At 36.0% G+C, this 26,007-nt stretch carries 25 protein-coding genes; 8 read left to right on the top strand and 17 right to left on the bottom strand.

Translation table 11 applies throughout. The features are described 5' to 3' along the window. Positions 1-31 precede the first annotated feature (31 nt). The 8 genes from FOT98_RS16805 to FOT98_RS16840 form a co-directional block, all read right to left on the bottom strand. On the bottom strand, positions 32-601 hold the full coding sequence (locus FOT98_RS16805) for a hypothetical protein (RefSeq protein WP_063262251.1): 570 nt from the start codon (positions 599-601) through the stop codon (positions 32-34). 495 nt (positions 602-1,096) lie between these two features. Then, complete coding sequence (hpf, locus tag FOT98_RS16810; protein WP_000671193.1) at positions 1,097-1,639, bottom strand: ribosome hibernation-promoting factor, HPF/YfiA family; 543 nt, start codon at positions 1,637-1,639, stop codon at positions 1,097-1,099. Positions 1,640-1,959: 320 nt separating this feature from the next. Continuing rightward, entirely contained in the window at positions 1,960-2,157 is a 198-nt protein-coding gene (gene cspC, locus FOT98_RS16815) for a cold shock protein CspC (RefSeq protein ID WP_001990088.1), read from the bottom strand. A 126-nt stretch (positions 2,158-2,283) separates the two neighbouring features. Beyond that, positions 2,284-2,988: a ComFC family protein gene (locus tag FOT98_RS16820; RefSeq protein WP_080467733.1), complete on the bottom strand. Its 705-nt coding sequence runs from the start codon at positions 2,986-2,988 to the stop codon at positions 2,284-2,286. After that, entirely contained in the window at positions 2,988-4,337 is a 1,350-nt protein-coding gene (comFA, locus tag FOT98_RS16825; protein ID WP_063262253.1) for an ATP-dependent helicase ComFA, read from the bottom strand. Before comFA ends, FOT98_RS16820 begins: the two co-directional genes overlap by 1 nt. 127 nt (positions 4,338-4,464) lie before the next feature. Further along, positions 4,465-5,757: a C40 family peptidase gene (locus tag FOT98_RS16830; protein ID WP_063262254.1), complete on the bottom strand. Its 1,293-nt coding sequence runs from the start codon at positions 5,755-5,757 to the stop codon at positions 4,465-4,467. A gap of 251 nt (positions 5,758-6,008) precedes the next feature. Next, entirely contained in the window at positions 6,009-6,323 is a 315-nt protein-coding gene (locus tag FOT98_RS16835) for a winged helix-turn-helix transcriptional regulator (RefSeq protein WP_000400858.1), read from the bottom strand. 171 nt (positions 6,324-6,494) lie between these two features. Further along, on the bottom strand, positions 6,495-7,337 hold the full coding sequence (locus FOT98_RS16840; RefSeq protein WP_061679332.1) for a DegV family protein: 843 nt from the start codon (positions 7,335-7,337) through the stop codon (positions 6,495-6,497). Between the two features lie 239 nt (positions 7,338-7,576). On the opposite strand from FOT98_RS16840, the gene FOT98_RS16845 reads away from it, so the two are divergent. Next, positions 7,577-8,212, top strand: coding sequence for a YigZ family protein (locus FOT98_RS16845; protein WP_061679333.1), 636 nt, complete (start codon positions 7,577-7,579; stop codon positions 8,210-8,212). Between the two features lie 74 nt (positions 8,213-8,286). Next, complete coding sequence (locus FOT98_RS16850) at positions 8,287-9,414, top strand: LCP family protein (RefSeq protein ID WP_063262256.1); 1,128 nt, start codon at positions 8,287-8,289, stop codon at positions 9,412-9,414. 40 nt (positions 9,415-9,454) lie between these two features. On the opposite strand, the gene wecB is transcribed toward FOT98_RS16850, so the two are convergent. Then, on the bottom strand, positions 9,455-10,570 hold the full coding sequence (gene wecB / locus FOT98_RS16855) for a non-hydrolyzing UDP-N-acetylglucosamine 2-epimerase (protein WP_063262257.1): 1,116 nt from the start codon (positions 10,568-10,570) through the stop codon (positions 9,455-9,457). Positions 10,571-10,644: 74 nt separating this feature from the next. Beyond that, on the bottom strand, positions 10,645-12,015 hold the full coding sequence (locus tag FOT98_RS16860; protein WP_080467734.1) for a UDP-glucose dehydrogenase family protein: 1,371 nt from the start codon (positions 12,013-12,015) through the stop codon (positions 10,645-10,647). Between the two features lie 589 nt (positions 12,016-12,604). Between FOT98_RS16860 and FOT98_RS16865 the strand changes: the two genes are divergently transcribed. The 3 genes from FOT98_RS16865 (at position 12,605) to FOT98_RS16875 (ending at position 17,403) form a co-directional block, all read left to right on the top strand. Beyond that, the gene (locus tag FOT98_RS16865) at positions 12,605-13,678 is read left to right on the top strand and encodes a glycosyltransferase family 4 protein (RefSeq protein ID WP_061679337.1); all 1,074 of its coding nucleotides are present in this window, start codon (positions 12,605-12,607) and stop codon (positions 13,676-13,678) included. Between the two features lie 207 nt (positions 13,679-13,885). Beyond that, entirely contained in the window at positions 13,886-14,623 is a 738-nt protein-coding gene (locus FOT98_RS16870) for a polysaccharide deacetylase family protein (protein WP_061679338.1), read from the top strand. A gap of 104 nt (positions 14,624-14,727) precedes the next feature. Next, entirely contained in the window at positions 14,728-17,403 is a 2,676-nt protein-coding gene (locus FOT98_RS16875; RefSeq protein WP_063262258.1) for a sigma-54-dependent transcriptional regulator, read from the top strand. A 141-nt stretch (positions 17,404-17,544) separates the two neighbouring features. Here FOT98_RS16875 and exsM read toward each other — a convergent pair whose 3' ends face one another. Continuing rightward, positions 17,545-17,958 (bottom strand): exosporium regulatory protein ExsM, encoded by a 414-nt coding sequence (gene exsM, locus FOT98_RS16880; protein WP_063262259.1) that lies wholly within the window; start codon positions 17,956-17,958, stop codon positions 17,545-17,547. Between the two features lie 189 nt (positions 17,959-18,147). On the opposite strand from exsM, the gene FOT98_RS16885 reads away from it, so the two are divergent. Continuing rightward, positions 18,148-19,329, top strand: coding sequence for a chromate transporter (locus tag FOT98_RS16885; RefSeq protein WP_063262260.1), 1,182 nt, complete (start codon positions 18,148-18,150; stop codon positions 19,327-19,329). Positions 19,330-19,370: 41 nt separating this feature from the next. Here FOT98_RS16885 and chbG read toward each other — a convergent pair whose 3' ends face one another. From chbG to FOT98_RS16910, 5 genes are all read right to left on the bottom strand, one after another. Continuing rightward, complete coding sequence (gene chbG, locus FOT98_RS16890) at positions 19,371-20,075, bottom strand: chitin disaccharide deacetylase (protein WP_063262261.1); 705 nt, start codon at positions 20,073-20,075, stop codon at positions 19,371-19,373. A 48-nt stretch (positions 20,076-20,123) separates the two neighbouring features. Next, a complete protein-coding gene (gene celF / locus FOT98_RS16895; RefSeq protein ID WP_000145768.1) occupies positions 20,124-21,449 on the bottom strand; it encodes a 6-phospho-beta-glucosidase in 1,326 nt (441 codons plus the stop codon). 3 nt (positions 21,450-21,452) lie between these two features. Beyond that, entirely contained in the window at positions 21,453-21,776 is a 324-nt protein-coding gene (locus tag FOT98_RS16900) for a PTS lactose/cellobiose transporter subunit IIA (protein WP_000989050.1), read from the bottom strand. Between the two features lie 183 nt (positions 21,777-21,959). Further along, positions 21,960-23,267 carry a PTS cellobiose transporter subunit IIC gene (gene celB, locus FOT98_RS16905; protein WP_063262262.1) on the bottom strand — a complete coding sequence of 436 codons (1,308 nt, stop codon included), beginning with the start codon at positions 23,265-23,267 and terminating at the stop codon, positions 21,960-21,962. A gap of 16 nt (positions 23,268-23,283) precedes the next feature. After that, positions 23,284-23,586 carry a PTS sugar transporter subunit IIB gene (locus tag FOT98_RS16910; protein WP_001023569.1) on the bottom strand — a complete coding sequence of 101 codons (303 nt, stop codon included), beginning with the start codon at positions 23,584-23,586 and terminating at the stop codon, positions 23,284-23,286. A 428-nt stretch (positions 23,587-24,014) separates the two neighbouring features. Here FOT98_RS16910 and FOT98_RS16915 point away from each other — a divergent pair, with 428 nt between their 5' ends. Both FOT98_RS16915 and speD read left to right on the top strand, forming a co-directional pair. Continuing rightward, entirely contained in the window at positions 24,015-25,172 is a 1,158-nt protein-coding gene (locus tag FOT98_RS16915; RefSeq protein WP_063262263.1) for a polyamine aminopropyltransferase, read from the top strand. 27 nt (positions 25,173-25,199) lie between these two features. Beyond that, entirely contained in the window at positions 25,200-25,571 is a 372-nt protein-coding gene (speD, locus tag FOT98_RS16920) for an adenosylmethionine decarboxylase (protein ID WP_063262264.1), read from the top strand. Between the two features lie 110 nt (positions 25,572-25,681). On the opposite strand, the gene FOT98_RS16925 is transcribed toward speD, so the two are convergent. Further along, the gene (locus tag FOT98_RS16925; protein ID WP_000379646.1) at positions 25,682-25,999 is read right to left on the bottom strand and encodes a PTS sugar transporter subunit IIA; all 318 of its coding nucleotides are present in this window, start codon (positions 25,997-25,999) and stop codon (positions 25,682-25,684) included. Between the last annotated feature and the right edge of the window lie 8 nt (positions 26,000-26,007).

Below are 26,007 nucleotides of genomic sequence, written 5' to 3' on the forward strand. Positions count from 1 at the left end.
CTACAGCGCCTCCATAAACCATTAATCAAATTTAAACCTTTTTTAATATGAACAATTGATCCGCAACACCATAACATTTATTTTCTTTATTTAACCAGATGTAACGAAAAGCAACATTTGCTCTCTCCCCTTCAAATTTAGGAAACTCAACTTCATACTGATAAATATCATTTGTACCTTTTCTTTTTATACTCTTAACTTCTTGTTTCCACTCAATTACTTTCCCATCATTTTGTTCAATCCGTCCCAAAAGATACGTTGGTTTATTCTTATTTGTAACACCCGTTAAAAACACATAATAATTTTCCGGTATAACTCCTGATTTTATTTTTTTATTTGAAAGCTTATCTTTTATTACAATATCATTTCTATCTATTTGCCCTTGAAAGAAATCATCACCAGTTTCATTTCCCATAAACACTTGTTCAAAAACAGTATTTTTATTAATTTCTTTCAACTGAATACTTTTCAAATTATCTTTTTCTGTTAAAGTATCTTCAATATTTACACTAGGTTCATCTACTTTCTTATGACAAGAAGCTAATAAACAAATACTCAATATAAAACAACAGAATACAATATATTTGGAAATAAGCTTCATTTCAGCTCCTCCTATTTTAAAAATGAAATAGCAGAAAAAGTCGTATAATCCAGATTAAGAACTAGACGACTTTTTTTCTTAATACTCACTAAAAGCACCTCCGATAATTTGTAGCATTATATTGATTTTATTTTTTCACTGAATAAATAAAATAAATCTTTATAACACAATATTACAATATCAATACCTCAATACATCTTCAATACATTTCAGAATATTTAATATCATATTTATATTTGTAAACATTTTGCCAAATTAACAAAAATAATAATACACTCCTAGCAGCGAATTACTTATAGAGATAACTACTTACCTAAGCCTGTTCCAAATCATAAAAAGTAACTCGCCTTTTAATTTCCCCATACTGTTTTGACGAAACACTGTCTAAAAATCACTTCTTAATGAAATGGGCTACTTATAAATTTTTTCACCTTTCGAAAAGAAAAAACTAAAACATAAAAAAAGCGCAGCCATTTCGGCTGCGCTTTTGAATTATTATTTAGTTTCGATTAAACCATATTTCCCATCTTTACGGCCGTATACAACATTAGTTTCATTTGTATCAGCGTTTGTGAAGACGAAGAAATTATGTCCTAGCATATCCATTTGTAGGATCGCTTCTTCAACGTCCATCGGTTTTAAATCAAATCGTTTTGTACGTACAAGTTCTAATTCATCCTCTTCTACCGCATCCAGAACAGCTACTGCTTCTGGAAGGATAAAGTTCGTTTTCACAGAACCTTTCTCACGTAACTTACGATTTACCTTTGTTTTATGTTTACGAATTTGTCGCTCGAGTTTATCAACTACTAAATCAATAGCAGCGTACATATCGCTATTAGTTTCTTCTGCACGAAGTAATAAATCAGTAAATGGAATTGTTACCTCGACACGTTGCTTGTCAGAGTATACTTTTAAATTAACTTTAATCTCTGGGAATGTATCAAAATAACGCTCTAACTTACTTAGTTTTTTCTCTACATATTCCTTTAATGCTGGAGTTACTTCAATATTTTCACCACGAATGTTGAATTTCATAGATGAATTCCTCCTTTCAAGCCTATGTACTATAATTTCGACATTGGCTTAAAAATTCCTTCTAACTTTTTTAAAAAAATTAGTGGAATTGCGATTTTTTTATCGTTTTTTGTTGAAATGAAAAGATGCATCGTTTCTATCTTTATTTTATCCTATTAGCATCGTGAATAACGAATATAACTGTGGACAATCCGTTACAGAAAAGAAACAACTTTTTGACAACTTCATTCATAACAAAAACCCCTTGTAAAAAACAAGAGGTTCTACCATATATATAACGTTGCCACAAACGCAGCTTTCTCTTCCCAAAAACAATATTCCTACAGTTTTACAACATTAGCTGCTTGTGGTCCACGTGCTCCATCTACAATGTCAAACTCAACTTGTTGCCCTTCTTCTAATGACTTATATCCATCTTGTTGAATAGCAGAAAAATGAACAAACACATCATCACCATCTTCACGCTCAATAAACCCAAATCCCTTTTCTGCATTGAACCATTTCACTCTTCCTTGCATGTTCATTCCATTCCCTTCACTCTAAAAATCAGGGCATTCGCCCCATAATTTGACTATAACGAATGACAACTTACGAAGTCAAAGAAGACTTATCGTCTTTTTATGATCCCTTTCGACAGTTACAAGTCAACTTCTACAGAGCGTCAAACTAGAAACTTCCCTTGCTCCTCTGTCGTATAAAAGACTTCCAATTTGTCTAACTGTAATTCCTGTCGTATATATATCATCAACGAGTAAGATATGTTGTCCATGAAACATCTCTTCTCCCTGAAAATAAAAAGGATTACTTCCCGAAAGCCTTTCTTTACGTTTCTTCTTACTTTGCTTTTCTGTTTCTCTTCTTCTTAATGATGGATGAGAAATTTTGACAGGTAAACAAGCTGCTAATAACTCTGCCTGATTAAAACCACGTTCATATTCCCGTTCCCTACTAAGCGGAACAGCAATAACACTTGAAACACTCGTAAAATGCTCTTGAAATAACTCCCGAAAAGATCGATGAAAAATATGAACTAACTCCGCATCCCCCCGAAACTTAAACTGTGCTACTATTTCTTTCATCTCATCATCGTACACGTACAAAGAACGATTTTTAAAAGGACGATACTTCTCCTTGCTTATCCATCTTATGCAATCCACACAAATATCATTTTCTTTATATTCGGAAGGCAAGTCCTCTAAAGGTCGCCCACATTCCATACAAATGTCTCCTATAATATAGGAAAGTTTCTGCTCACATCTATCACATATATATTTTTTATGAGGCTTTACAAAGAAGGTGTACCAACTAACTGTTTCCAATATATACTCATCGCAAAGTAGACAATGCATCAATCGATTAATCCTTGTTCTTTTGCCTTTTTGTTCATACTTTGAATATGTTTTTTCGCACGTACCATCGCCTCTGTCTTACCGTAATGAAAATAAACGACCTCGCCATACGGTTCTTCAAAACTACGACCTGCTCGGCCTGCAATTTGTACGAGTGCACTTTCCGAAAAGATTTCTTCTTCTGCCCCTAACACCGCAACTTGTAAATTCTTCACAGTTACTCCTCTCTCTAAAATTGTCGTCGTAACTAATAACGGAATTTCCCCCTTTCTGAAAGCTGCTACTTTTTCCTTTCTCATTGGATCTTCTGCATGTACACCATCGATTCTATGATCCAACACTTTCAATAATAGGCTCATTTCTTCTATATATCGCACATGAGGAACAAATAAAAAAATAGGATGTTTTTTGTTTACGTACATTTCTAACCATTGTAGTAAAACTCGAGGGATTTTTTTATGATGGAGGCTTTTCTTCCAATTTCCGCACCAGCAAAATAGAGGAACTGGTAACGGATGACGATGATATCGTCCAGAGACAATGATACCTTTTTGCTTTCCACTTCTGAAATTACGTTTCCACTTTTCATCGGGAGTTGCCGTTAAATAAATACGTGCCGCTTTCTCTTTCATCGCTTGTTGCACTGCATACTGTAACATTTGATCTGCATGATACGGGAAGGCATCAATCTCATCTACAATCATGACATGAAACGCTCTATAATAACGTAACAATTGATGCGTCGTTGCAACGACTAACGCTGCATCTTTTTCACGATCTACACTCCCTCCGTATAAAGCAGCTACATTTATATTAGGAAACACTTCTTGTAATCTCGGTGCTAATTCCAGTACAACGTCTGTTCTTGGCGTTGCAATACAAACTCTTTCTCCTTTTTGAAGTGCCTTTGCAATACCGTAAAATAACATTTCTGTTTTTCCAGCCCCGCATACAGCCCAAATAAAAAAAGATTCTTTCTGCTTAATCGCTTCTATAACACCTTGCGCGGCCAACTCCTGACCAGTAGACAAAGTTCCGTTCCACTGTAACGAATTTAAACTTGTTTCACCTTTTCTTTCCGCGATCCCACGAACGAGTACAGTACATTCACTAACTCTTCCCATCGTGATACACTTCCGGCAATACGTACACACTTTACTGCACCTTTTACATGAAAATGATGCAAATAGTCGCTGCTCTATATTTCCGCAGCGCTGACATATATATTTAGAAGGCTTCTTTTTTATGCCTTGTACACATACGACCTCTCCCTTCTTTTTCAAATCACTTAATTCTCTCCGTAAATCTGAAGAAAGTTCTTCTAATAGCAACTGTTTTCCAGCAAGCATCAGCAACCACCTCCAGCACTACTATAAACCCTTCTCATAATCTCGTAAAAACTCAAAAAAGCCGATAACCTACTTATAAAATAGTAAGCTATCGACTTTATACACATGTTTTATTCGTTTATAAATCCTAGAATCTACCGTATCCTAAGAAATGTTTTTGGTTGTAGCTACTGCTTAAGCTAGCGTAAGCAATCCCTTTATCACCAGCATGAATCATTTGGCCATTACCAACATAAATACCGATGTGAGATGGACCTGGCTTATAAGTACCTTGGAAGAATACTAAATCTCCAGGTTGTGGGCTACTTACTTTAGAAACTGAATTCCAGTAACCTGCAACGTCTTGACGTCCTACACCGAAGACGTAAGAAATAAATCCACTACAGTCAAAACCACCGTTTGATGGAGATGCACTTCCCCAAACATACGGTAAACCTAAATATTGTTGTGCTTTACCAATTACGCCAGGAGCTGGAGCTGGGCCTGGTGCTGGCTCTGGTTTTTTCGTTTCTTGCTTAGGTGCTTCTTTTTTAGGCTCTTCTTTTTTAGGTTCTTCTTTTTGAGCTGGTGCTGCTGGCTGAGCAGGCGCCGCTTGTGCTGGTTGAGCTTGCGCATCTTTAGCAGCTTGTTCTGCTTGCTTTTGAGCAGCAGCTTCTTGTGCAGCTTTTTCTTGTGCTTCTTGTTCAGCAATACGTTGTAATTGCAGTGCTTGTTTTTCAAGATCTTTCAATTGACTTTCCGTACTTGTCATTGAAGTTACAACTGTATCCATTTTGCCGCTTAAATCATTTACTGCTGTTGATTTTTTCGCTTTTTCAGCGTCAAGTTCTTTCTTAGCAGTTTCAATTTGAGCTTGTGCTTCTTTTAATTCTTTTTGCTTTGTTTTTACCGTTTCAACGTCTTTTTTCACGTTCGCTTGATCTTCTTGTTGTGTTTTCATGATATCTTCATCAGACTCAAGAATTTTAGAAACAGAAGCTAAACGATCAACTAGATCTGCAACGTTTTTAGAGTTTACAAGAACTTCTGTTACAACATTTGTGTTTGGTTGCTCTTGAAGTGCAACTAAACGTTTTCTTAATAACTCTTCACGTTTTGCAATTTTCGTTTGTAGTTCTGCAATATCTTTATTTTTATTTTCGATTAATTGCTCAGTATCAGCAACTTTTTTCGTTGTTTCATCAAGCTTTGAAGCATTCTCTTGAACAGACTTATCTAAACCTTGAATTGTTTTGTTTAAGTCATTCATTTGTTTTTGTAATTCATCACGTTCTTGTTGTTGTTTATGTAAAGTGTCATTTTGTGTATTAATTTGTGATTTCACGTCAGAAATTTTATCTTCTGCAAATACATTTGGTGTTAGTCCTGAAAACATTAACCCTGCAACTAATGCGCAAGATGCCATTTTTAGCTTTTTCATTTTATTTTTTACACCGCTTTCTTTTGTCTTTTTTCCGTATATAACCTATAAAATTTATACCATAATTCGGGATTTTTTTTGCTAATGTTACGCTATTGTAAAACAAATGTAATATTATATGTAACTCTATCTCAAAATATGCATATTTTTGTATATATGTGTAGAATTTTAAAAGCTTTTTATAAGCAAAAAAAAACGCAAGGTTTCCCTTACGTTTTGTTACATACACTAATACAAATGAAATCAAAACGTTATTTCATCCATTTCTCAGCCCAATTTTGGACTTCATCCATAACACTTTCTAATGCTTTCCCTTTTTCAGTTAAGCCGTACTCGATTCGAACTGGTACTTCTGGATAAACATTACGAACTACAATGCCTTCGCTTTCCAATTCCTTTAAACGCTCTGACAACATACGATCGCTCATATTTGGTATAATATCTGCGATTTCTCTAAAACGTTTTGACTCTTCAAGCAAAGATTTAATAATTAAGCCAGTCCATTTCTTACTAAGCAAAGTAAAAGCTGACTCAAACTTTGGACATAAACAAGAATTATGCTCCATATGTTTCACCTCTCCTCCATTATAATATAGTCTCTTGTAAAAAGTAAGTTATAAAACTTTCCTCGTTAATTTATTTTACGTACATTTTACCATTTCCAAATATTAACTTGTCAACTACACGTAAAATATCCGTAAAAAAACCCTCTTAAAAAGAGAGCTTTTTATATCTTATTACTTCGTATACCACCCAAGACCTAGCGCACCTTCACCTAAATGCGTACCAATTACAGCACCGAAATAACCTGTGCGGATTGTGACATGAGGATATTTTGCTTCTAATTCTGCCTTCCATTCATTCGCTTCCTCTTCACGTTGTGCATGAATGATAACTGCTTCCATAGGTACACCTTTACTTGCTTGCTCATCAAAAATTTCAACAATTCGTTTTAACGCTTTTTTACGTGTACGAATCTTTTCAAATGGAATAATGATTTTATCTCTAAAATATAAAACGGGCTTCACTTGTAACAAACTACCAATGAAGGCTTGCGCACTATTTAATCGTCCGCCACGTTGTAAATGATGTAAATCATCTACTACAAAATAAGCGTCCATCGTTTTCTTCATTTCATCAAAACGGGCAACGATCTCTTTCGGATCTTTTCCTTCGCTTGCTAATTTTGCCCCTTCACGTACATAGAATCCTTGTACTTCACAGCTAATTTCAGAGTCGTACGTATATACATCAATACCCTCTACCATTTGCCCGGCTGTCGTTGCCGTTTGATATGTACCACTAATCCCACTTGAAAGATGAATGCTAATAACCGCATCATAATCCTTCGATAGTTCTTCAAATAACTCAACAAACTTTCCGATTGCTGGCTGAGAAGTTTTCGGAAGTTCTTCTTGCTCACGTACTTTTACATAGAAATCATCTACTGAAATTTCAGCTTCTTCTTGATAAGATTCCGTTCCAAATACAACGTTTAATGGAATCATATATATATTGAGTTCATCACGAATATGCTTCGGTATATATGCTGTACTATCAGTAACAATAGCTGTTTTCATTTGCGTACCTGCCTTATAAAAAAGTTTTTATTCCCTAAGTTTACACGAAAACTAAAAATGGTGCATCCATACATGAAAATGCCGATTTGAAATTATACTAACCACCTCGACAAATTACAACAAAAAGGTGAAATACTCACCAAAAATTTCAGCTTATTTATAAAAAATGTTTGAATATAAAAACGCCCGCTTTTAAAATGTAAAGTACTAGTCATTTTGATAGATAGGGGCGTATACGAGTGTTATTACAATATTTAACAATCAAAGACTACGGTGAGCACGAAATTGTCATTCAAAAATCAAGATTTATCTGTTATGTTAGCAGAGCTACAACTGAAGAAGAAGCTCAAGAATTTATACAAAAAATAAAAAAACAAAATTGGAATGCCACACATAATTGTTCTGCGTATTTGATTGGCGAACAAGATCAAATCCAAAAAGCAAATGATGATGGAGAACCTAGCGGCACAGCTGGCGTACCTATGTTAGAGGTCCTAAAAAAACGCGGTTTAAAAGATACCGTCGTTGTCGTTACTCGCTATTTTGGCGGCATCAAACTTGGCGCAGGTGGATTAATTCGCGCATATGGAAAATGTACAAGTGAGGGTATTAATCATGTTGGTGTCGTTCAGCGAAAACTAATGCGTGTTATGCAGACCGAAATTGATTACACATTACTTGGCAAAATTGAAAATGAATTACGTAATTCGAAATATGCCATTAAAGATATACATTATCTCGAAAATGTCACATTTGATACGTATGTAGAAGAAGATGGAAAACAAGCATTCACAGATTGGATGATTGAATTAACAAATGGGAAATGTACAATTACAGAAGGAGATATGTTGTACTTAGAACAAGATGTTATCTAAGAATAACTATATTATCACCTCTAAAGATTAATGTAGTGAATTACTTCCCTACAAATGAACTAAGGAGATTATATATGGAAGAACGTTATTATCATCTCCAAAATAGCAGAATAAAAAAGAAACGAAGAAGAAAGTTTTTCTACTTCCTTATTTTCGTATTTTTATTTGGCGGTGTAGGACTTTATATATTAAATTCCTACTCTTCTCTCATGGGGATGTATAGTGGTTTTACTCGTCAAAAATCGGACTTGAGAACCGAAGATGTAGAAATTACAAAAGAGCCTTTTACACTCCTCATTATGGGTATAGAAGATTATGCAACGGACGGTCAAAACGGTCGTACAGATTCATTAATGTTTGCGACAGTCAATCCTAAAACGAAAAAGATTTCGCTTATGAGTATCCCTCGTGATAGTCGCGTTCCAATTGTTGGTAAGAACAAAGAGGACAAAATTAACGCTGCACATGCTTACGGCGGAGAAGAAATGGCAATCAAAACGGTCGAAGGTTTTCTAAAAGTTCCTGTAGACCATTATATTAAAATTGATTTCCAAGGCTTTAAAGGTATTGTTGATGCTGTTGGCGGTGTTACCGTTGATGTCCCATTCGATTTTTGGGAGCGTTCGGACATGGATTACTACAAAAAAATCGAATTTAAGCAAGGACAACAAGACTTAAATGGTGAAGAAGCACTCGCATACGTACGTATGCGAAAGCAGGATCCAAACGGCGATTATGGTCGGGCCGCTAGACAAAGACAATTACTAGCAGCTGTTGCTCAAAAACTAAATTCAGCCTCTACTGTATTTAAAATTAAAGATTTAACGACAGTCGTTGGAAAATATATAAAAACTGATATTCCTATTTCAGACGGACTTGCTCTTTACAATAAACTATCTGGGTTTGATCCTTCTACAATACAAACACTCAAACTCGAAGGAGAAGACAAAAAAATAGGCGGTATTTATTACTTCCTTCCAGATCCAATCGGTGTAGAGACAGTACGTAACGAAATTAAAAAAGAGTTAGGAGAAAAAGCGAACACTCAAGAAAATCCAACTACAAAAACCGAATCAAATCCTAACTCTAACGAAAAAGTAAAGAAAGAAACGAACCAAAACCAGAATCAGAACAAAACACCAATTGAGCCACCTCCTTCTACGAATGCTCATGCAGAGTGGATTATGAGAAATCAGCAATAACAAAAAGAGCCAAATCGTATACGATTTGGCTCTTTTTTATTTACTTATTAAAGTGTTGTAAAATTGCTTCTACAATACGCTCTGATGCACGGCCATCACCGTAAGGATTAGATGCTTTTGACATCTTATCATGAGCTTCTTTATCTGATAACAATTCATCAGCAAGACCAAAGATTGTCTCTTCGTCTGTTCCCGCTAATTTCAATGTACCTGCTTCAATACCTTCTGGACGCTCTGTTGTATCACGAAGAACAAGAACCGGTACACCTAGTGACGGTGCTTCCTCTTGTACACCACCAGAGTCAGTTAACATTAAGTATGAACGAGCTGCAACATTGTGGAAATCAATTACATCTAGCGGCTCAATTAAATGAATACGACCATGATCGCCTAGAATATCATTCGCTGTTTCACGAACAACAGGGTTCATATGAACAGGATACACAACTTGTACGTCTTCATGCTTATCAACAAGACGTTTAATTGCACGGAACATATTACGCATTGGCTCTCCTAAGTTTTCACGACGGTGAGCTGTCATAAGTACAAGACGATCACTTCCAAGTTTCTCTAGTACAGGATGACTATATGTTTCTTTTACAGTCGTTTTTAGTGCGTCAATCGCTGTATTTCCTGTTATGAAAATGCGTGACTCATCTTTATTTTCTTTCTGTAAGTTCGTTGCCGATTTTGTTGTAGGTGAGAAATGAAGATCTGCCATTACACCTGTTAGTTGGCGATTCATCTCTTCTGGGTATGGAGAATACTTATCCCATGTACGAAGTCCTGCTTCTACATGACCTACTGGAATTTGATTATAGAAAGCAGCTAAACTTGCGATAAATGTAGTCGTTGTATCACCATGTACAAGCACGATATCCGGCTTTGCTTCTTTCATTACTTTATCTAAACCTTCTAAACCACGCGTTGTAATATCAATTAAAGTTTGACGATCTTTCATAATATTTAAATCGAAATCTGGTGTAATTCCAAAGATACTTAACACTTGGTCTAACATTTGACGATGTTGCGCTGTTACAGTCACAATCGATTCAATTTTGTCTGGATGCTTTTGCAACTCTAACACAAGAGGTGCCATTTTAATTGCTTCTGGACGTGTCCCGAAAATTGTCATTACTTTTAAACGTTCAGTCATTTCATTGCCTCTTTTCTTTCACTAGTTACAAATTCTATTATGACATATAAGAACATACATGAATACATGCCTTTTTAACGAATAATGGAAAAGTCTCTCTTACAAATACTTTCTCTTCCAACCGAATAATAATCTATCTCTTGCTTCTTGACACCCTCAATAGTATAACAATTTCTTCCATCGAATAAAATAGGCTCTCTCATAAGTTGTGCGTACTTTTCTAACGGATAAGCTCGGATAGCCTCCCATTCTGTCATGATAAAAGCCGCATTCGCTCCTCTAATCGATTCATCTATACATTCACTATATTGTATAGTCTCTCCAAAGATATTTTTCATATTTGGAATCGCCTTCGGGTCATATAGAACTACATCCGCACCTATATGAATTAATTCTTGTATCATAATAAGAGACGGTGCATCTCTTATATCGTCAGTATTCGGTTTAAATGCCGCTCCCAGCACCGCAATCCGTTTCTTGTTCATATTTAATACTTTCTTCGCTTTCTCAATCAATAACAACTGTTGTTTATTATTTACTTCAATGACTGCTTTTAACAAGCGAAAATCATGTGCCACATTCCCCGCAATTTGCACAAGGGCCTTCGTATCTTTCGGAAAACACGATCCCCCATAACCAATACCCGCATTTAAAAAAGACGTCCCAATTCTCTTATCCATTCCCATCCCTTGTGCAACGTCTAATACATCGGCTCCTACCTTCTCACATATATTTGAAATTTCATTGATAAAACTAATTTTTGTCGCTAAAAAAGCATTCGATGCATATTTAATCATCTCTGCACTTTTTATATCTGTAACATACATTTTCAAGCGTAATTCACTATACAAATTCTCCACTTTTCGTGCCGCTGCCTCATTATCTGCTCCAATTACAATACGATCTCCCTGAAAAAAATCGTAAATTCCTGAACCTTCCCTTAGAAATTCTGGATTCGATACGATATGTAATTCATATCTATTTTGTAATTTTTCCTCAATCCATCCTCTCATAACATCATTTGTACCTACAGGAACCGTACTTTTCGTAACGACAGTAATGTCGTTCGTCGCATATGTTCCGATATCATCACAAGCACTTCGAATATATGTTAAATCCGCTGTCCCATCTAATAAAGATGGAGTTCCAACTGCAATAAATATAAATTCTGCATCGTAAAATGCTTTTACCCTACTTGTTGTAAAAGTTAAACAATCATTCTCACACGCATCATTTATTAATTCATATAAACCCGCTTCATAAATAGGCAAATCCCCTTGCTTTATCCGTTCAATTTTCTCATCATTTATATCAAAACATGTGACTGAATGGCCTAACATTGCCAATCCTACTCCTGTAATCAATCCAACGTATCCGGTACCAATTATCGTAATTTTCATTTCCTTTTCGCACAGGAATATACAATAGAAAATATACGAATACATAGAATTCTCCCTGTGCTTCCCCCTCTCACATTAAAAATGAGAAAACTCCTTTACTTCTTTATTATATGAATTACTTTTTCCATTCTTTTTTAAGTTTTTGTAAAATTGCATGCAAGAATATAAAATGAAACTTTATTCAGTAGGGGCATCCATCCTCCACTAATTATTAGTTAAGCCAATCGAGATTTTACAGGAATTAAGGTTCCCACATTACTTCTTTTCACTAACTGAATTTTTGGGCGGAAACCTTACTGCCCGTTCATGCGGATAAATTCCCACATTTTAACACGGAATTTACTCATTTCTACGTGTAACACTTATAATACTGAAATAAAAATATTCATTATCGAAGAAACAGAGAAAATGTCATATTGTAAAGTACAATACGATTAACCTTCTTAAACGATTCAACATTCTGTATACAATTGTCATATATTCTATCTGCTTCCATTTGCCGTACAAAGAAAAAAAGATTGAATTCTAATCTTTTTGTGATACCATATGTTATGAGCCTGTAAATAAACATCATAATTTTCAGATAAATACATTTTAAAAAAATTACGTTAGACTATAAAAGGGTGGGGTATTAATGGACTCACAAGTGATTTATGCCATTTTGGCATCTTTCATCACTGTACTCGTCGTTACTCCTTTAGTTATTAAGTTAGCTTTTAAAATAGGAGCAACAGATAAGCCAAACGCGCGTAAAGTGCACCAAAAAATTATGCCTCGTCTTGGCGGATTAGCGATATTCATTGGTGTAGCTGTAGGATTTGTTGTCGGCGGCTTATATGAACAAAGAATGTTATCGATAACGCTAGGTGCGATTATCATTGTAATCATCGGTATTTTAGATGATATGTACGAGTTATCTGCGAAGGTAAAATTCGGTGGACAACTATTAGTTGCCATGATGATTGTAAAAAGTGGATTATTAGTGCAAATATTATATATTCCAATCCTCGGGGATACTGAACTGGGATGGCTTGCTTATCCAATTACAGTATTTTGGATTGTAGGTATTACAAATGCAATCAACTTAATTGATGGCTTAGATGGGTTATCTGCTGGTATTTCATCTATCGTACTTGCAACGCTAGCATATATGGCCTTCACTAGCCCATGGGGCACTGGAGCTGCTATTATTTTACCACTAGCATTAATTACATTAGCAAGTACAATTGGATTTTTATTCTACAACTTCCATCCAGCAAAAATTTTCATGGGAGATACAGGCGCACTATTTTTAGGATACTGTATTTCTGTTATATCGTTACTTGGATTATACAAAAGTGTAACGTTATTCAGCTTTATCGTTCCAGTTATCATTTTAGGCGTACCTGTATTTGATACGACATTTGCGATTATCCGCCGTATCGTAAATAAAAAACCTATTTCAGCACCAGATAAATCGCATTTACATCACCGTTTACTTGCAATGGGCTTCTCTCATCGTAAAACGGTACTAATTATATACGCATTTGGTATTTTCTTTAGTGTAAATGCAATCATTTTCTCTAGTGCGACATTATGGTTATCCATTATTCTTCTTTTCGTTTTAATCTTCTTTACAGAGATTATTGCTGAAGTAATTGGGCTTGTACATGAACGTTACAAACCACTTATTTCCTTCTATAAAAAAGTGAAAAAACGCGAAGACTAATTGTAGTATAGCCTTTACAATTATGAAATATTCAAATAGCATCCTCTTTCTTATAAGAGGATGCTATTTTTTATTTTTTACTCCTCATTTCATATTTCCAAAATATAGTTTGTTTGAGAGTCCCACTATTGGAGAAAGATATACATAATAAGAAAAGGGTTATATTTTCTTTTTTACATCTTGATTGTCAAACTGAGGGTGAATGTTATGATCAAGCGAGTATTTCAATATATTATTTTATTTTTAACAATTACTATGTACGCGTCATCTCATGCAGGGGCAACTACAATGATTCCTGCTGAACATCATCCAAATACTGAAACTACCTCTCCTATCCAAAAAATCGCGTACTTAACATTTGATGACGGACCAAACAAATATACTACGCAAATTTTAAACATCTTAAAAGAAAAGAACGGAAAAGCAACTTTCTTTGTTATTGGTGGAAAAGTGCCACATTATAAAAAAACAATGCAACGATTAATTAAAGACGGACATTATATCGGACTCCACAGTATGTCACACGATGTAAAACGCCTTTATACTGGTGATCCATCTGCTTTAATTACAGAAATGGAACAAACACAAACCATCGTTCAACAAGTTACAAAATTAAATACACATCTCGTTCGTGTCCCATACGGTAGCATGCCTTACTTAAAAAAGAATTACCGTGATGCACTTGTATCTGCCCAGTATAAAATGTGGGATTGGACAATCGATACATATGACTGGAAAAGCTATGACAATCCTTCTGCCATATTAGAAAGAGTACGTAATCAGAGCGACGAACAAGTCGAAGTGATTTTAATGCATGATTCGAGTGTAACCGTACAAATACTGCCACAAGTAATTGATTACTTACAGTCACAAGGATACAAACTTCTTCCCTATAATCCGTCTTCCCATCTCGAAGTGAACTTTTGGAAAGACACAAGATTGTAACAGCTTTAGTGCCTATATGCTAAAGCTGTTTTATTTTTCTCTTCCCACCCTTCCCATTTTTGTGTAAAATTTTAAATAGTGATGAAGTTTCGAGGTGAATAGAAATGAAACGAATAGATCTCATTTTTAACGCAATACAAGAAGGCAATTATACAGAAGGTGTAACCGCATCAGAACTCGCTACCCTGTTGCAACTAGATCGCGCCAATGTAAGTAGCGACTTAAACAAACTTGTAAAAGATAAACGTTTATTAAAAACAAATACGCGTCCTGTTCGTTTTTATATAGAAACGAACGCTTCGTTGGAAACGCATTCAAAGGAAACAACTTCATTAGATACATTTGCAATTGAAAATACAAGCCTTAAAATCGCAATCGAAAAAGCAAAAGCTTCTATTCTCTATCCTCCAAACGGTATGCATACTTTGCTGCTAGGAGAAACAGGAGTCGGAAAATCTATGTTCGCTTCTTTAATGCACGAATATGCAATTGAAGTTGAACAGCTTCCGAAAAATGCACCATTTATCGTCTTTAACTGTGCTGATTACGCAAATAATCCACAGCTACTACTGGGGCAGTTATTTGGGATTAAAAAAGGAGCTTATACAGGGGCAAGTGATCAAAAAGGGTTAATTGAAAAAGCACATGAAGGGATCCTTTTCTTAGATGAAGTACATCGTCTTCCTCCAGAGGGACAAGAAATGCTTTTCACCTTTATTGACCGCGGGGTATACCGCCGCCTTGGAGAAACAGAAAACGAGCGTAAAGCACAAGTACTAATCATTACTGCAACAACAGAAGAACCAAATTCGTTTTTATTAAAAACATTTACAAGACGTATACCGATGACCGTTACGCTACCACCACTTCGTGAGCGTACACATAAAGAACGATTTGCTTTACTGCAACTATTTTTCACAAACGAAGCGATACGTCTGCGAAAAGAAATTCACGTTAGCCCGAATACAATGCGTGCCTTCGTCTTTTACAATTGTCCCAATAACATCGGTCAATTAAAAACGGATGTACAAATTGCCTGTGCGAAAGCCTATTCTGACTTCGTGACAAAGAAACGTGATTCTGTCTATGTTTCAAGTACAGATTTACCTTGGTATATGAAAGAAGGGCTATTCATTGAAAGAAAGAGCCGTCATCTATACCAAATACCAAATGAAACATTTGTATTTACGGGTAATGAAGGTTGGAGTAATCATAAAATAGAAAATGAAAAACAATCTTCTATATACGATTATATTGATTATAAATATGAAGAACTTCAAGCTCGCGGTATTGAAGAGGACGAATTAGAATTACTAATAGAAAATGATATTCAAAGCTTTTTCGTACAATATTTTAACCAAATTTCTAAAAAAACAAGTCATGAAAATGTTTTTAAAATTGTGGATCGTAATATCGTTTCCGTTTGCGAAAAAATTGCGTTACTTGCTGAGAAGCATTTATCTAAGACGTTTGATGAAAAAGTATTTCTCGCTTTAAGCTTACATGTACAGACAACTCTACAACGTTTGCAAGCTGGGAAACAAATTCATCACCCACAATTAAATCAAATTCGTACAAAATATAAAGAAGCTTTTTCCGTAGCGATGCAATGCATTCAACTACTGGAGGATGAATTACAAATAACAATGCCTATTGATGAAGCAGGCTTTTTAACAATGTTCTTCGTTGTTGATCCAATTCCTGCCTCACAAACAGAAGTAAAAGTATTAATATTAGCGCACGGTAACGGCATCGCAACAGAAATGGCAAACGTCGCAAACGAACTTCTCGGCATTGAAGAAGTAACTGGTATTGATATGCCGTTACATGAATCGCCGAAAGATTTCCTAGAGCGTGTGAAAGTGTATATGAAAACACTCCAAAATGTAAATGGGCTTCTCTTACTCGTTGATATGGGATCTCTCGCTTATATTGGGGATATATTAGAAACTGAGTTCAAAATCCCGGTACGTGTTCTTTCCATGACAAGCACCCCACATGCACTAGAAGCAGCTCGAAAAGCACAGCTCGGCTACTCGTTAGATGCATTATATGAAACAGTGAAGAACTTAACACCGTTTTACTTAAACGTACAAGAAGAAAAGAAAAAGCCACTATCACCAATGAAATCTGTTATTTTGACAGCTTGTTTAACTGGGGAAGGCAGCGCTTTAGCTATTCAAAAAATGTTAGAGAACTATTTGCGATTTGACAAAGACTTAATTGAAATTATTCCGATTAGTATCGTCCATGAAAAAGATTTAACAAAAATGATTGAGAACATAAAAAAAGAGCGGAATATCATTTGTATCGTCACAAATTTCGATGTGCAAGTGCCATGCTTAACATATCATTTCCAAGACATTGTAAACTACACAGCGATTCAGCCAATTCAAGAATTAATTACGTATGAAGAAACATATGCAAAAATGGCTGATATTCTTGAACAACAAATGCAGCGGAACGACGGAGCATTACTTATTAAAACAATTCGTTACGCATTAAATACAATTCAAGAATTAATTTCCTTACAGCTAACTCCTGACAGCTTAATGGGTGTAATTCTGCATATGAGCTGTATGGTTGACCGTCTTCAAAAAGGAGAAAGCCTCCTCCCTCATCCAGATAAAGAAAAACGAAGACAAGATGAGTACTGGATGTATATGAAAGTGAAAAAAGCATTACAACCAATTGAAAATACATTTGAAATACAAATACCTGATGACGAAGTGTTTTATGTCATGGACTTCTTCATTAAAAATCAGCCTGTAAAAAATTAATCGAGGCAGTTGTTTAAGTATATCGACCGTAACACGAATTATATCAGCGCTTTTTCAAACATATCGATTTACCGGCAATAATCGCTACAATTTGCACCTAATAGCAGAAAAGGCTGTTCCAAAATATGGACAGCCTTTTTTCTACTTCTTTACTTTCCTGATTCTCCCCCTGATTTCGCCCTTCTTATTGGACTTCGTATACACATTTACATATACATTCGCCTGAATGATTTCTTGAAGTAAGTTATCAAACGCTCGCCCCTGTAAAGGCCCTTCAAAATCCTCCACATTGACTACACCGGTCACGACTCCTTCACTTACACTAATACCTTGCTTTAGCGGACCAAACAAATTTAAAACAACTGGACCAATTTGATCCGCTTTCCCTAAATGAATTTGGCATGATGTAACTTTTTCGATGTTTTTCAATATGACCCGATATTGTAATTTCTTTAAATCATCACTAAATATAAACTCTGTTACGCCATAAGCTTCTGTATTTACAGGAGGTATTTCCCTCTGGCCTGTTAACCTCGCAAAGAAATGTGTTGTCATACGGGCATTCTCCTTATATAAATTTCCCAGCACTACTTCTACTACTTTATGGTTTATACATAATCATTTATGACTTTTTCAAGTTTTAATTACGAAGAAAAGATTCACACAATCTTTACATTAGAATCGTTCCTTTTGCTTTACTACCTCTTGTATAATGCACTTAGAAAAACATCCTAGGAGGTCATTTTGGAAAATAACACATACACTTTTCGCACATTATTAGAGATTTTTCTCGTCTCATTTAAATTAGGACTTACTTCATTTGGTGGTCCTGTCGCCCATCTCGGCTATTTCCACCACGAATACGTACAAAAAAGAAAATGGATGGATGAAAGAAGCTATGGAGATTTAGTAGCACTATGTCAATTCCTTCCTGGTCCTGCTAGCAGCCAAGTCGGTATGGGGATTGGATTATTAAGGGGCGGGGTATTAGGAGCTATTATTTCATGGATCGGATTCACTTTACCGTCTGTGCTTGTTTTGGTTTTCTTCGCCTCGTTCCTTAATCAGTTCGATCTTGGAAGTGCTGGCTGGATTCACGGGCTAAAACTTATAGCAGTCGCTATTGTTGCTCATGCCATATGGGGAATGGCGCAAAAATTAACGCCAGACCGAAATCGTGCGACGATCGCTATTGTAACTGCCGCAATCGCCTTATTATGGCCAAGCAGCTGGACACAAGTCATCCTCATTATAATATCTGGCTTTATCGGCTGGTTTTTATATCGCAACCAACCAATTAGCCAATCTCAACATATAAAAGTACCTATTTCAAAAAAGATAGCAGTTTCTTGTCTCATCCTATTCTTTGGACTATTACTACTGCTACCAATATTAAGACCGTTCTCCTATTACATCGCTTTATTTGATAGTTTTTATCGCTCTGGTGCACTTGTATTTGGAGGCGGACACGTCGTGCTTCCCCTTCTTGAAGGTGAGTTCGTACAAAACGGAATGCTGACGAAAGAACAGTTCCTAGCTGGATACGGATTAACACAAGCCGTACCAGGCCCACTATTTACATTCGCCTCTTATATAGGAGCAGTGTTAAATGGGACGCTTGGAGCCACACTCGCAACAATCGCGATCTTTCTTCCTGCTTTCTTACTCGTTATTGGTGTTTTACCATTTTGGGATAGTGTAAGAAAAATACCTTTCATACAAGGTGCACTACTTGGGGTCAATGCAGCTGTTGTTGGTATTTTATTAGCAGCTTTTTATGATCCTATTTGGACAAGCACCATTATGAACGCTGTAGATTTTGTTTTTGCGTCTCTTCTATTTTGCTTGCTCGCTTTTTGGAAAACACCACCTTGGGTTATCGTTATACTCGGAGCCTTCGGCGGATATATTCTATCCATCTTGTAAGTACAAAAAAACGACGGCATGATATAGCCGTCGTTTTTCTATTAAAACTTCACAAGTTCTATTCCTTCAGGCAACTTGCTCTCCGTTAAAATGCGCAATTCTTTCACACGATCCATTACGTAAGAAGAACGCTTCACAAGCTCTGGATCAATATAAGCTGGATGAACCATAATTTCTACCGTTTGTTCATCTTGTACTCTTTCTTTTAACTTCACAAAGTAATCTTCCGTCACACCATCCGCGTAAAAGTCACTGTAAAATACGTCAGAAAATGGGCGCACTGCTCGCTCTTTCTCACAACGACGAATCGGAACATTATATGTAGCCGCTAATCTCTCAAGAACATCGTGCAAGATCGGCAATCCATGCACGTGATGGTGACTATCTAAATGAGTTGGTGTTAATCCGTAAGATAAGAACTTCTCAATTTGAGCAGTCCATTCTCGCTCGACTTCTTCTGGGTTTATATTCCTTTCCCATACGACGCTTTGTTTATGAAACAATCCATCGCTACTTACAAGTGATGGTACATCTCCAAGAAGTGGTTCTCCTGCTGTTAATACGAGATGTACGCCTACTCCGAGTAGGTTATGCTCTTTCGCTAAGCGTACCGCATGCTCTGTCCCTGGCATATTCATCATCATCGTCGTTGAATTTACAAGTCCATTTATATGCCCATCAATAATGCCGTAATTTGTACCTTCTGTAAGACCGAAATCATCTGCATTTACAATTAACTTAATCATCGTAATACCTCCTAATAGAATAAAAAAAGCGGGCTAAATAGCGCCGCTTTATTTTTCTACCTTTTTGAAGAACTGTGGAAGATATTCTTTATGTGCTTCCAACATTTCATCTAAAATTTGTTTTGCAACTTTATCTGATGGTACAAGTGGATTAATTGTCATAGCAAGCAGCGCTTTATGATAATCACCTGTAACAGCAGCTTCAATTGTTGTGCGCTCAAATGATTTAATTTGCTGTACTAAACCGCGAACTGGTACGGGAAGATCTCCAACCGCAATTGGTTTTGGACCTTCTTTCGTAATAATACAGTTCACTTCAACAGCTGAATCATGCGGTAAGCTTGCAATTGTTCCGTTGTTTCGTGTATTAACAGGCTGGATATCACCTTTATTATTGTAAATAGACGTAATTAAACTACATGCTGCGTCACTATAATAAGCGCCGCCACGTTTTTCTAATTGTGGTGGTTTAATATCTAAGTTCGGGTCTTTATATAACTCGAATAAATCATCTTCTAATTGTTTTACTACTTCTGCACGTGTACCTTTTTCAACTGAAGCTTCTTTCTCTTCTTCTAACATTTCACGTGTTTTGTAGTAATAACGATGGTATGGACATGGAATTGCACGAAGGCCGCGAATAAAGTCTGGCTCCCAGTTAAGCGCTGCAATATTTTCCATCGTAATTTGCTTTTCTGGATCTGTTACAAGCTCTAACACACGATCCATTACACTTACGCCATCCAAGTATACATCTAGTCCGTATACCATATGATTTAAACCTGCGAAATCAACGTGGACGCGACTCGCATCTACTTCAAGTAATCTTGCAAGACCCATGCGGATTCCGATTGGAACGTTACATAAACCAACTACTCTTTGAATATTTGTATAACGAAGGACAGCTTCTGTTACCATACCTGCTGGGTTCGCGAAGTTAATTAACCATGCATTTGGACAAAGCTCCTCCATATCCTTACAAATATCTAAAATAACAGGAATCGTTCTCAGCGCTTTGAATAAACCACCAGGACCATTCGTTTCCTGACCGATTACATCATATTTTAATGGGATTGCTTCATCTTTTGCACGAGCTTCTAATAAACCTACGCGAAGCTGCGTTGTTACGAAGTCAGCACCTTTTAATGCTTCACGGCGATCAAGTGTTAAATGTACCTCGATTGGTAAACCAGATTTTTTAACCATACGTTTCGCTAAGTTACCAACGATTTCTAACTTTTCTTTTCCTGCCTCAATATCTACTAACCAAATTTCACGAACAGGAAGCTCATCATAACGCTTAATAAATCCTTCAATTAACTCTGGTGTATAACTAGATCCACCGCCGATTGTAGCAATTTTAATTCCAGTCATGCTTTATTCCCCTTTCGCTTCTAACTTTTTATAAAGGTCAATAAATTCTGCTGCTAATTCTTTCACTGTAATCGCATTCATTAAATGATCTTGTGCATGAATTAAGAGAACACTAATCTCTGTTTTTTCTCCTCTTGCTTCTGATTGTATGAGCTCTGTTTGGAAATGATGCGCTTCATTAATCGCTTCTTTCGCCTTTACCATTGCTTCATCAGCCTCTGCCATTTTCCCCTGTTTGGCAAATTGAAGTGCCTCCATTGCAAAGCTTCGTGCATTACCACTATTTAAAATTAATTGGAATGGAATTTGTTCTGCTGTAGTCATCATTATTACCGCCCTCTCTATTATGGTTCAACCGATTTACATACCCCTTCAGTTTGAACATTTCTATTAAAATATTAATTTATGAATGATAGTTTGGTGTTCTTGTAGATGGTTCTCATCTTTTTGAACATGATATAAAGGTGATTGTTCTCACAGATAACACTATCTGTGAGAACAATTACTATGTTACATAGGTACAGAGTTGTTATTTCCTTGTGCTGCTGCTTTTTCAGTACGAACAACAGAACGATCGCATAATACAACGAATGGATAATAGATTACCATCGCAATTACAAAGTTGAATAACTGTAGGAGTGCACCTGAAAGATGTCCACCTGTTACAAGATAACCACTAATAATTGGTGGTGTTGCCCATGGGATCATCACAACTGTTTTTGGTACCCAACCAATAGATATAGCTGTATAAGAAGTAATTACTAATACAATTGGTGTTATGATAAACGGTAAGAATAAAATTGGATTTAAAATAATTGGTGTACCAAAGATTACTGGTTCGTTAATGTTGAATGCACCAGGACCAATTGATAAACGAGATACACCGCGTAATTGCGCACTTTTCGCTACAAGTAATACAACGACTAAGAACGCTAATGTTGCACCAGAACCACCAAGATATACGAAAGTATCAAAGAATGGTTTTGTAACAATGTTTGGAACATCAAATGCAGATGTACCACCTTTGAATAAATTCATGTTTTTCTCTAATGCCGGTAAGTATAATGGCTCAATAATACCACCAACGATATTTGGCCCATGTAAACCGAAGAACCAAAGAAGATGAACAAGGATTACAATGATAATTGCACTTGGTAATGTCCCTGCTAAACTTTGCAGTGGTGATTGAATCGTATTAAAAATAAATTCATGAACACTTGTACCAGCTAATTTCACTGCTAATTGAATACCTGCAACTACTGTTAAGATAACAAATGCTGGAACTATAGCTGCGAAAGATCTTAAAACTGCTGGTGGTACTCCATCAGGCATTTTAAAAGTAATGTTTCTTTGTACAAAGAAACGGAATACCTCAGTAACAAGAAGTGCCACGATAATTGCTACGAATAGCCCTTGTGCACCTGTCCAAGCTAAGTTCAATCCGCCTTCTTTCGGTGTTGTTGGCGTAAGAATAATTAACGCACCAAATGAAATAATACCTGCTGACAAACCATCAACGCCGTAAGATTTTGCTAAGTTATAACTTGTTGTAAATGCTATGATTAGTGCTAGAATTGCGAAAGAACCAGTCCACATTCCACCGCCAACTTGTTTCCACGTTTCACCAAACAAACCTTTCATGAAATCTTGGAAAACTTCAGACGGAAAACCATTAATTAGTGATGCCAGTGCACCAACTAAAATAAGTGGCATAACTGCAATAAATCCATCACGGATCGCAGCTAAGTGACGTTGCGATCCGATTTTACCAGCGACAGGAACAATATACTTCTCCATAAATGCAATAAACTTTTGCATTTCGCTTCCCCCCTAATTATTTTTTAAGTGTTAATGCGTGATCTAAAACTGCTTCTCCATTCATCATGCCGTAGTGCATTGGATTAATAACATCGATTCCAACATTTCTCTCATCAGCAAGCGTTTTCATTGAAGAAAGCATGTAACGAACTTGTGGTCCTAGTAATAATACATCTGCTTGATCGATATTTGTTTTTACTGCATCCCCAGATACAGCCCAAATCTTTCCTTCTAGACCGCGAGCTTTTGCAGCCGCTTCCATTTTTGTAACTAGTAAACTTGTAGACATCCCTGCTGAGCAACATAATAAAATATTCATTTGAAAATCCCCCTTGTGTAGTATAAAAAATTTATGTTTTATTTATTTTTCTTTACGCTATTTATTAATGCAATTAGCGTGCCAACTTTTTAAAACCACTAAAATCAGCACTTTTTCGACTGTTTTCTTTGTGTGTTAACGCTTTCAATTAGTGTGTCACCTAAAAAACACACAGTGTGTTATAAAACAACACGCTTTTAACACATAACTGTATGAAAATAGATTAGTGTTTAGTTGTCTAGTTGTGTTTAAAACAAAAAAACAGTAATTTTTTTTAAAAAGCGTAAAAATATAATGAAAAAATATGATATTTCAACTCAAATCAAAAACAAATACCTATTCAAGACACTCGTCTAGCTATTGTCCAGTCAAACTCTATTAAATTACATAGAATAGAAGAAAATAAAGTATTTTGAAAGGGGATTCCAATGCCAAAGCATAGAAAAAAAGGTAGAATGAAGATTTATAGAATACAGGTTCCAAATAAATGGTATAAACAAGAAGAGGATTCTGCATTAAATTCCAACACGAATACACTAGATCAACAGGACACTGAAGATAAACAAGATCAAAAAGACAAACAGGACAAACACGATAAACAAGACAAACACGATAAACAAGACAAGCAAGACGAACAGGACGAACCTAATAAACAAGCACAAACGGAAAATGTAATAATAGTACCCACAGATTCACACAGCTTAGATGTATGGGATGAAATTTCTCTAAAAGAAATACAAACTGGTGAACATACAAGTTTATTTGAAAAAAAAAGTAATTATCAAAACATTAATTTACTCCAAGTAAGCGACATTCGTCTATATTTGGATAAACAACTACAATTTAGTTCCGTCGATGAGCAAATCTATCATGAAGCACTTGTTCATCCGATTATGTCAAAGGTAATAGATCCAAAACGCGTTCTCATCTTAGGCGGTGGCGATGGTCTTGCTTTAAGAGAGGTTTTAAAATATGAAACAGTTCTACATGTAGACCTTGTCGACTTAGACGAAGAAATGATTACGATGGCTCGCAATGTTCCAGAATTAGTTTCTTTAAACCAACGTGCATTTTTTGATGAGCGTGCAAATGTGCACGTATGTGACGCAAAAGAATTTCTGAAATCTCCTTCCTCTTTATATGATGTAATTATTATTGATTTTCCTGATCCAGCGACAGAAGTATTAAGTACTTTATATACAAGTGAACTATTTGCTCGTATAGCTACGTTTTTAACAGAAGATGGGGCATTCGTCTGCCAATCTAATTCACCTGCTGATGCACCTCTTGTATATTGGGGTATCGGTAACACAATTGAACATGCCGGATTAACTGTGAAAAGTTATCATACAATCGTCCCATCTTTCGGAACTGACTGGGGATTTCATATTGCCACTAACTCTGCCTATGTACTCGATCAAATTGAGCAATTATATGTTGTGCCAACTCCTCGAACATTACCTTCTCTTCTTGCTCCTTTGTTTCAATTTAAAGAAGAACATTTAGAACATCGTAACCAAAATCTTGTAAATTCAGAATCGAACCTTATCCTACACGAATGTTACAAAAAGGAAATGGAGTTTTGACGATATTATAGTGAGGAGTGCTACCTTATGGAATACTCTACTTTCGGCAAGCATATAATAGTAGATTTATGGGGAGTAGACTTTTCTCTATTAGATGATGTTCACTTTTTAGAATATCATTTAGTTGCCGCTGCAAATTGTTCTGGTGCCCATGTTTTAAACGTAAGTGCAAAAGAATTCGATCCGCATGGTGTTACTATTTTAGTTTTACTATCTGAAAGCCACCTTTCTATTCACACTTATCCAGAAAAAAACTTTGCAGCCATCGACTGTTACACGTGCGGTACGACCGTTGAACCACAAATAGCGATTGATTACATCGTGAGTATATTAAAACCAAATGAGATGAATATAAAAAAACTAATTCGTGGTATAGGAGAGATTGTTACTACCGATTAAATATCAACCTTACTCATTTATAAAAAGGAGGATTGTAAATACCATCAGTGGAACAAGCATTCCACTGATGGTACCGACACATACATAAAAAAACCTTGCATACGCAAGGTTCATTCCGATACTGACATCTTCCTATATAATTCTACAAATTCACTCGCTAATTCCTTCACCGTAATCGCATTCATTAAATGATCTTGCGCGTGCACCATCAGAAGGGTAACTTCGGTCTTTTCACCACCAGCTTCTTTCTGTATGAGCTCCGTTTGTACACGGTGCGCCTCTTTTAATTCCTCTAACGCTTCTTGTAATTTCGCTTCCGCTTCTGTAAACTCTCCACGCTTTGCACAATCAATTGCTTCCATTGAACAACTTCTCGCATTTCCCCCATGCAAAATTAAATGAAAAGCCTTTGTCTCTATCGTATCCATTTTAGTTC

The sequence above is a fragment of the Bacillus sp. HY001 genome (assembly GCF_007558965.1).
Classification (GTDB): domain Bacteria; phylum Bacillota; class Bacilli; order Bacillales; family Bacillaceae_G; genus Bacillus_A; species Bacillus_A mobilis.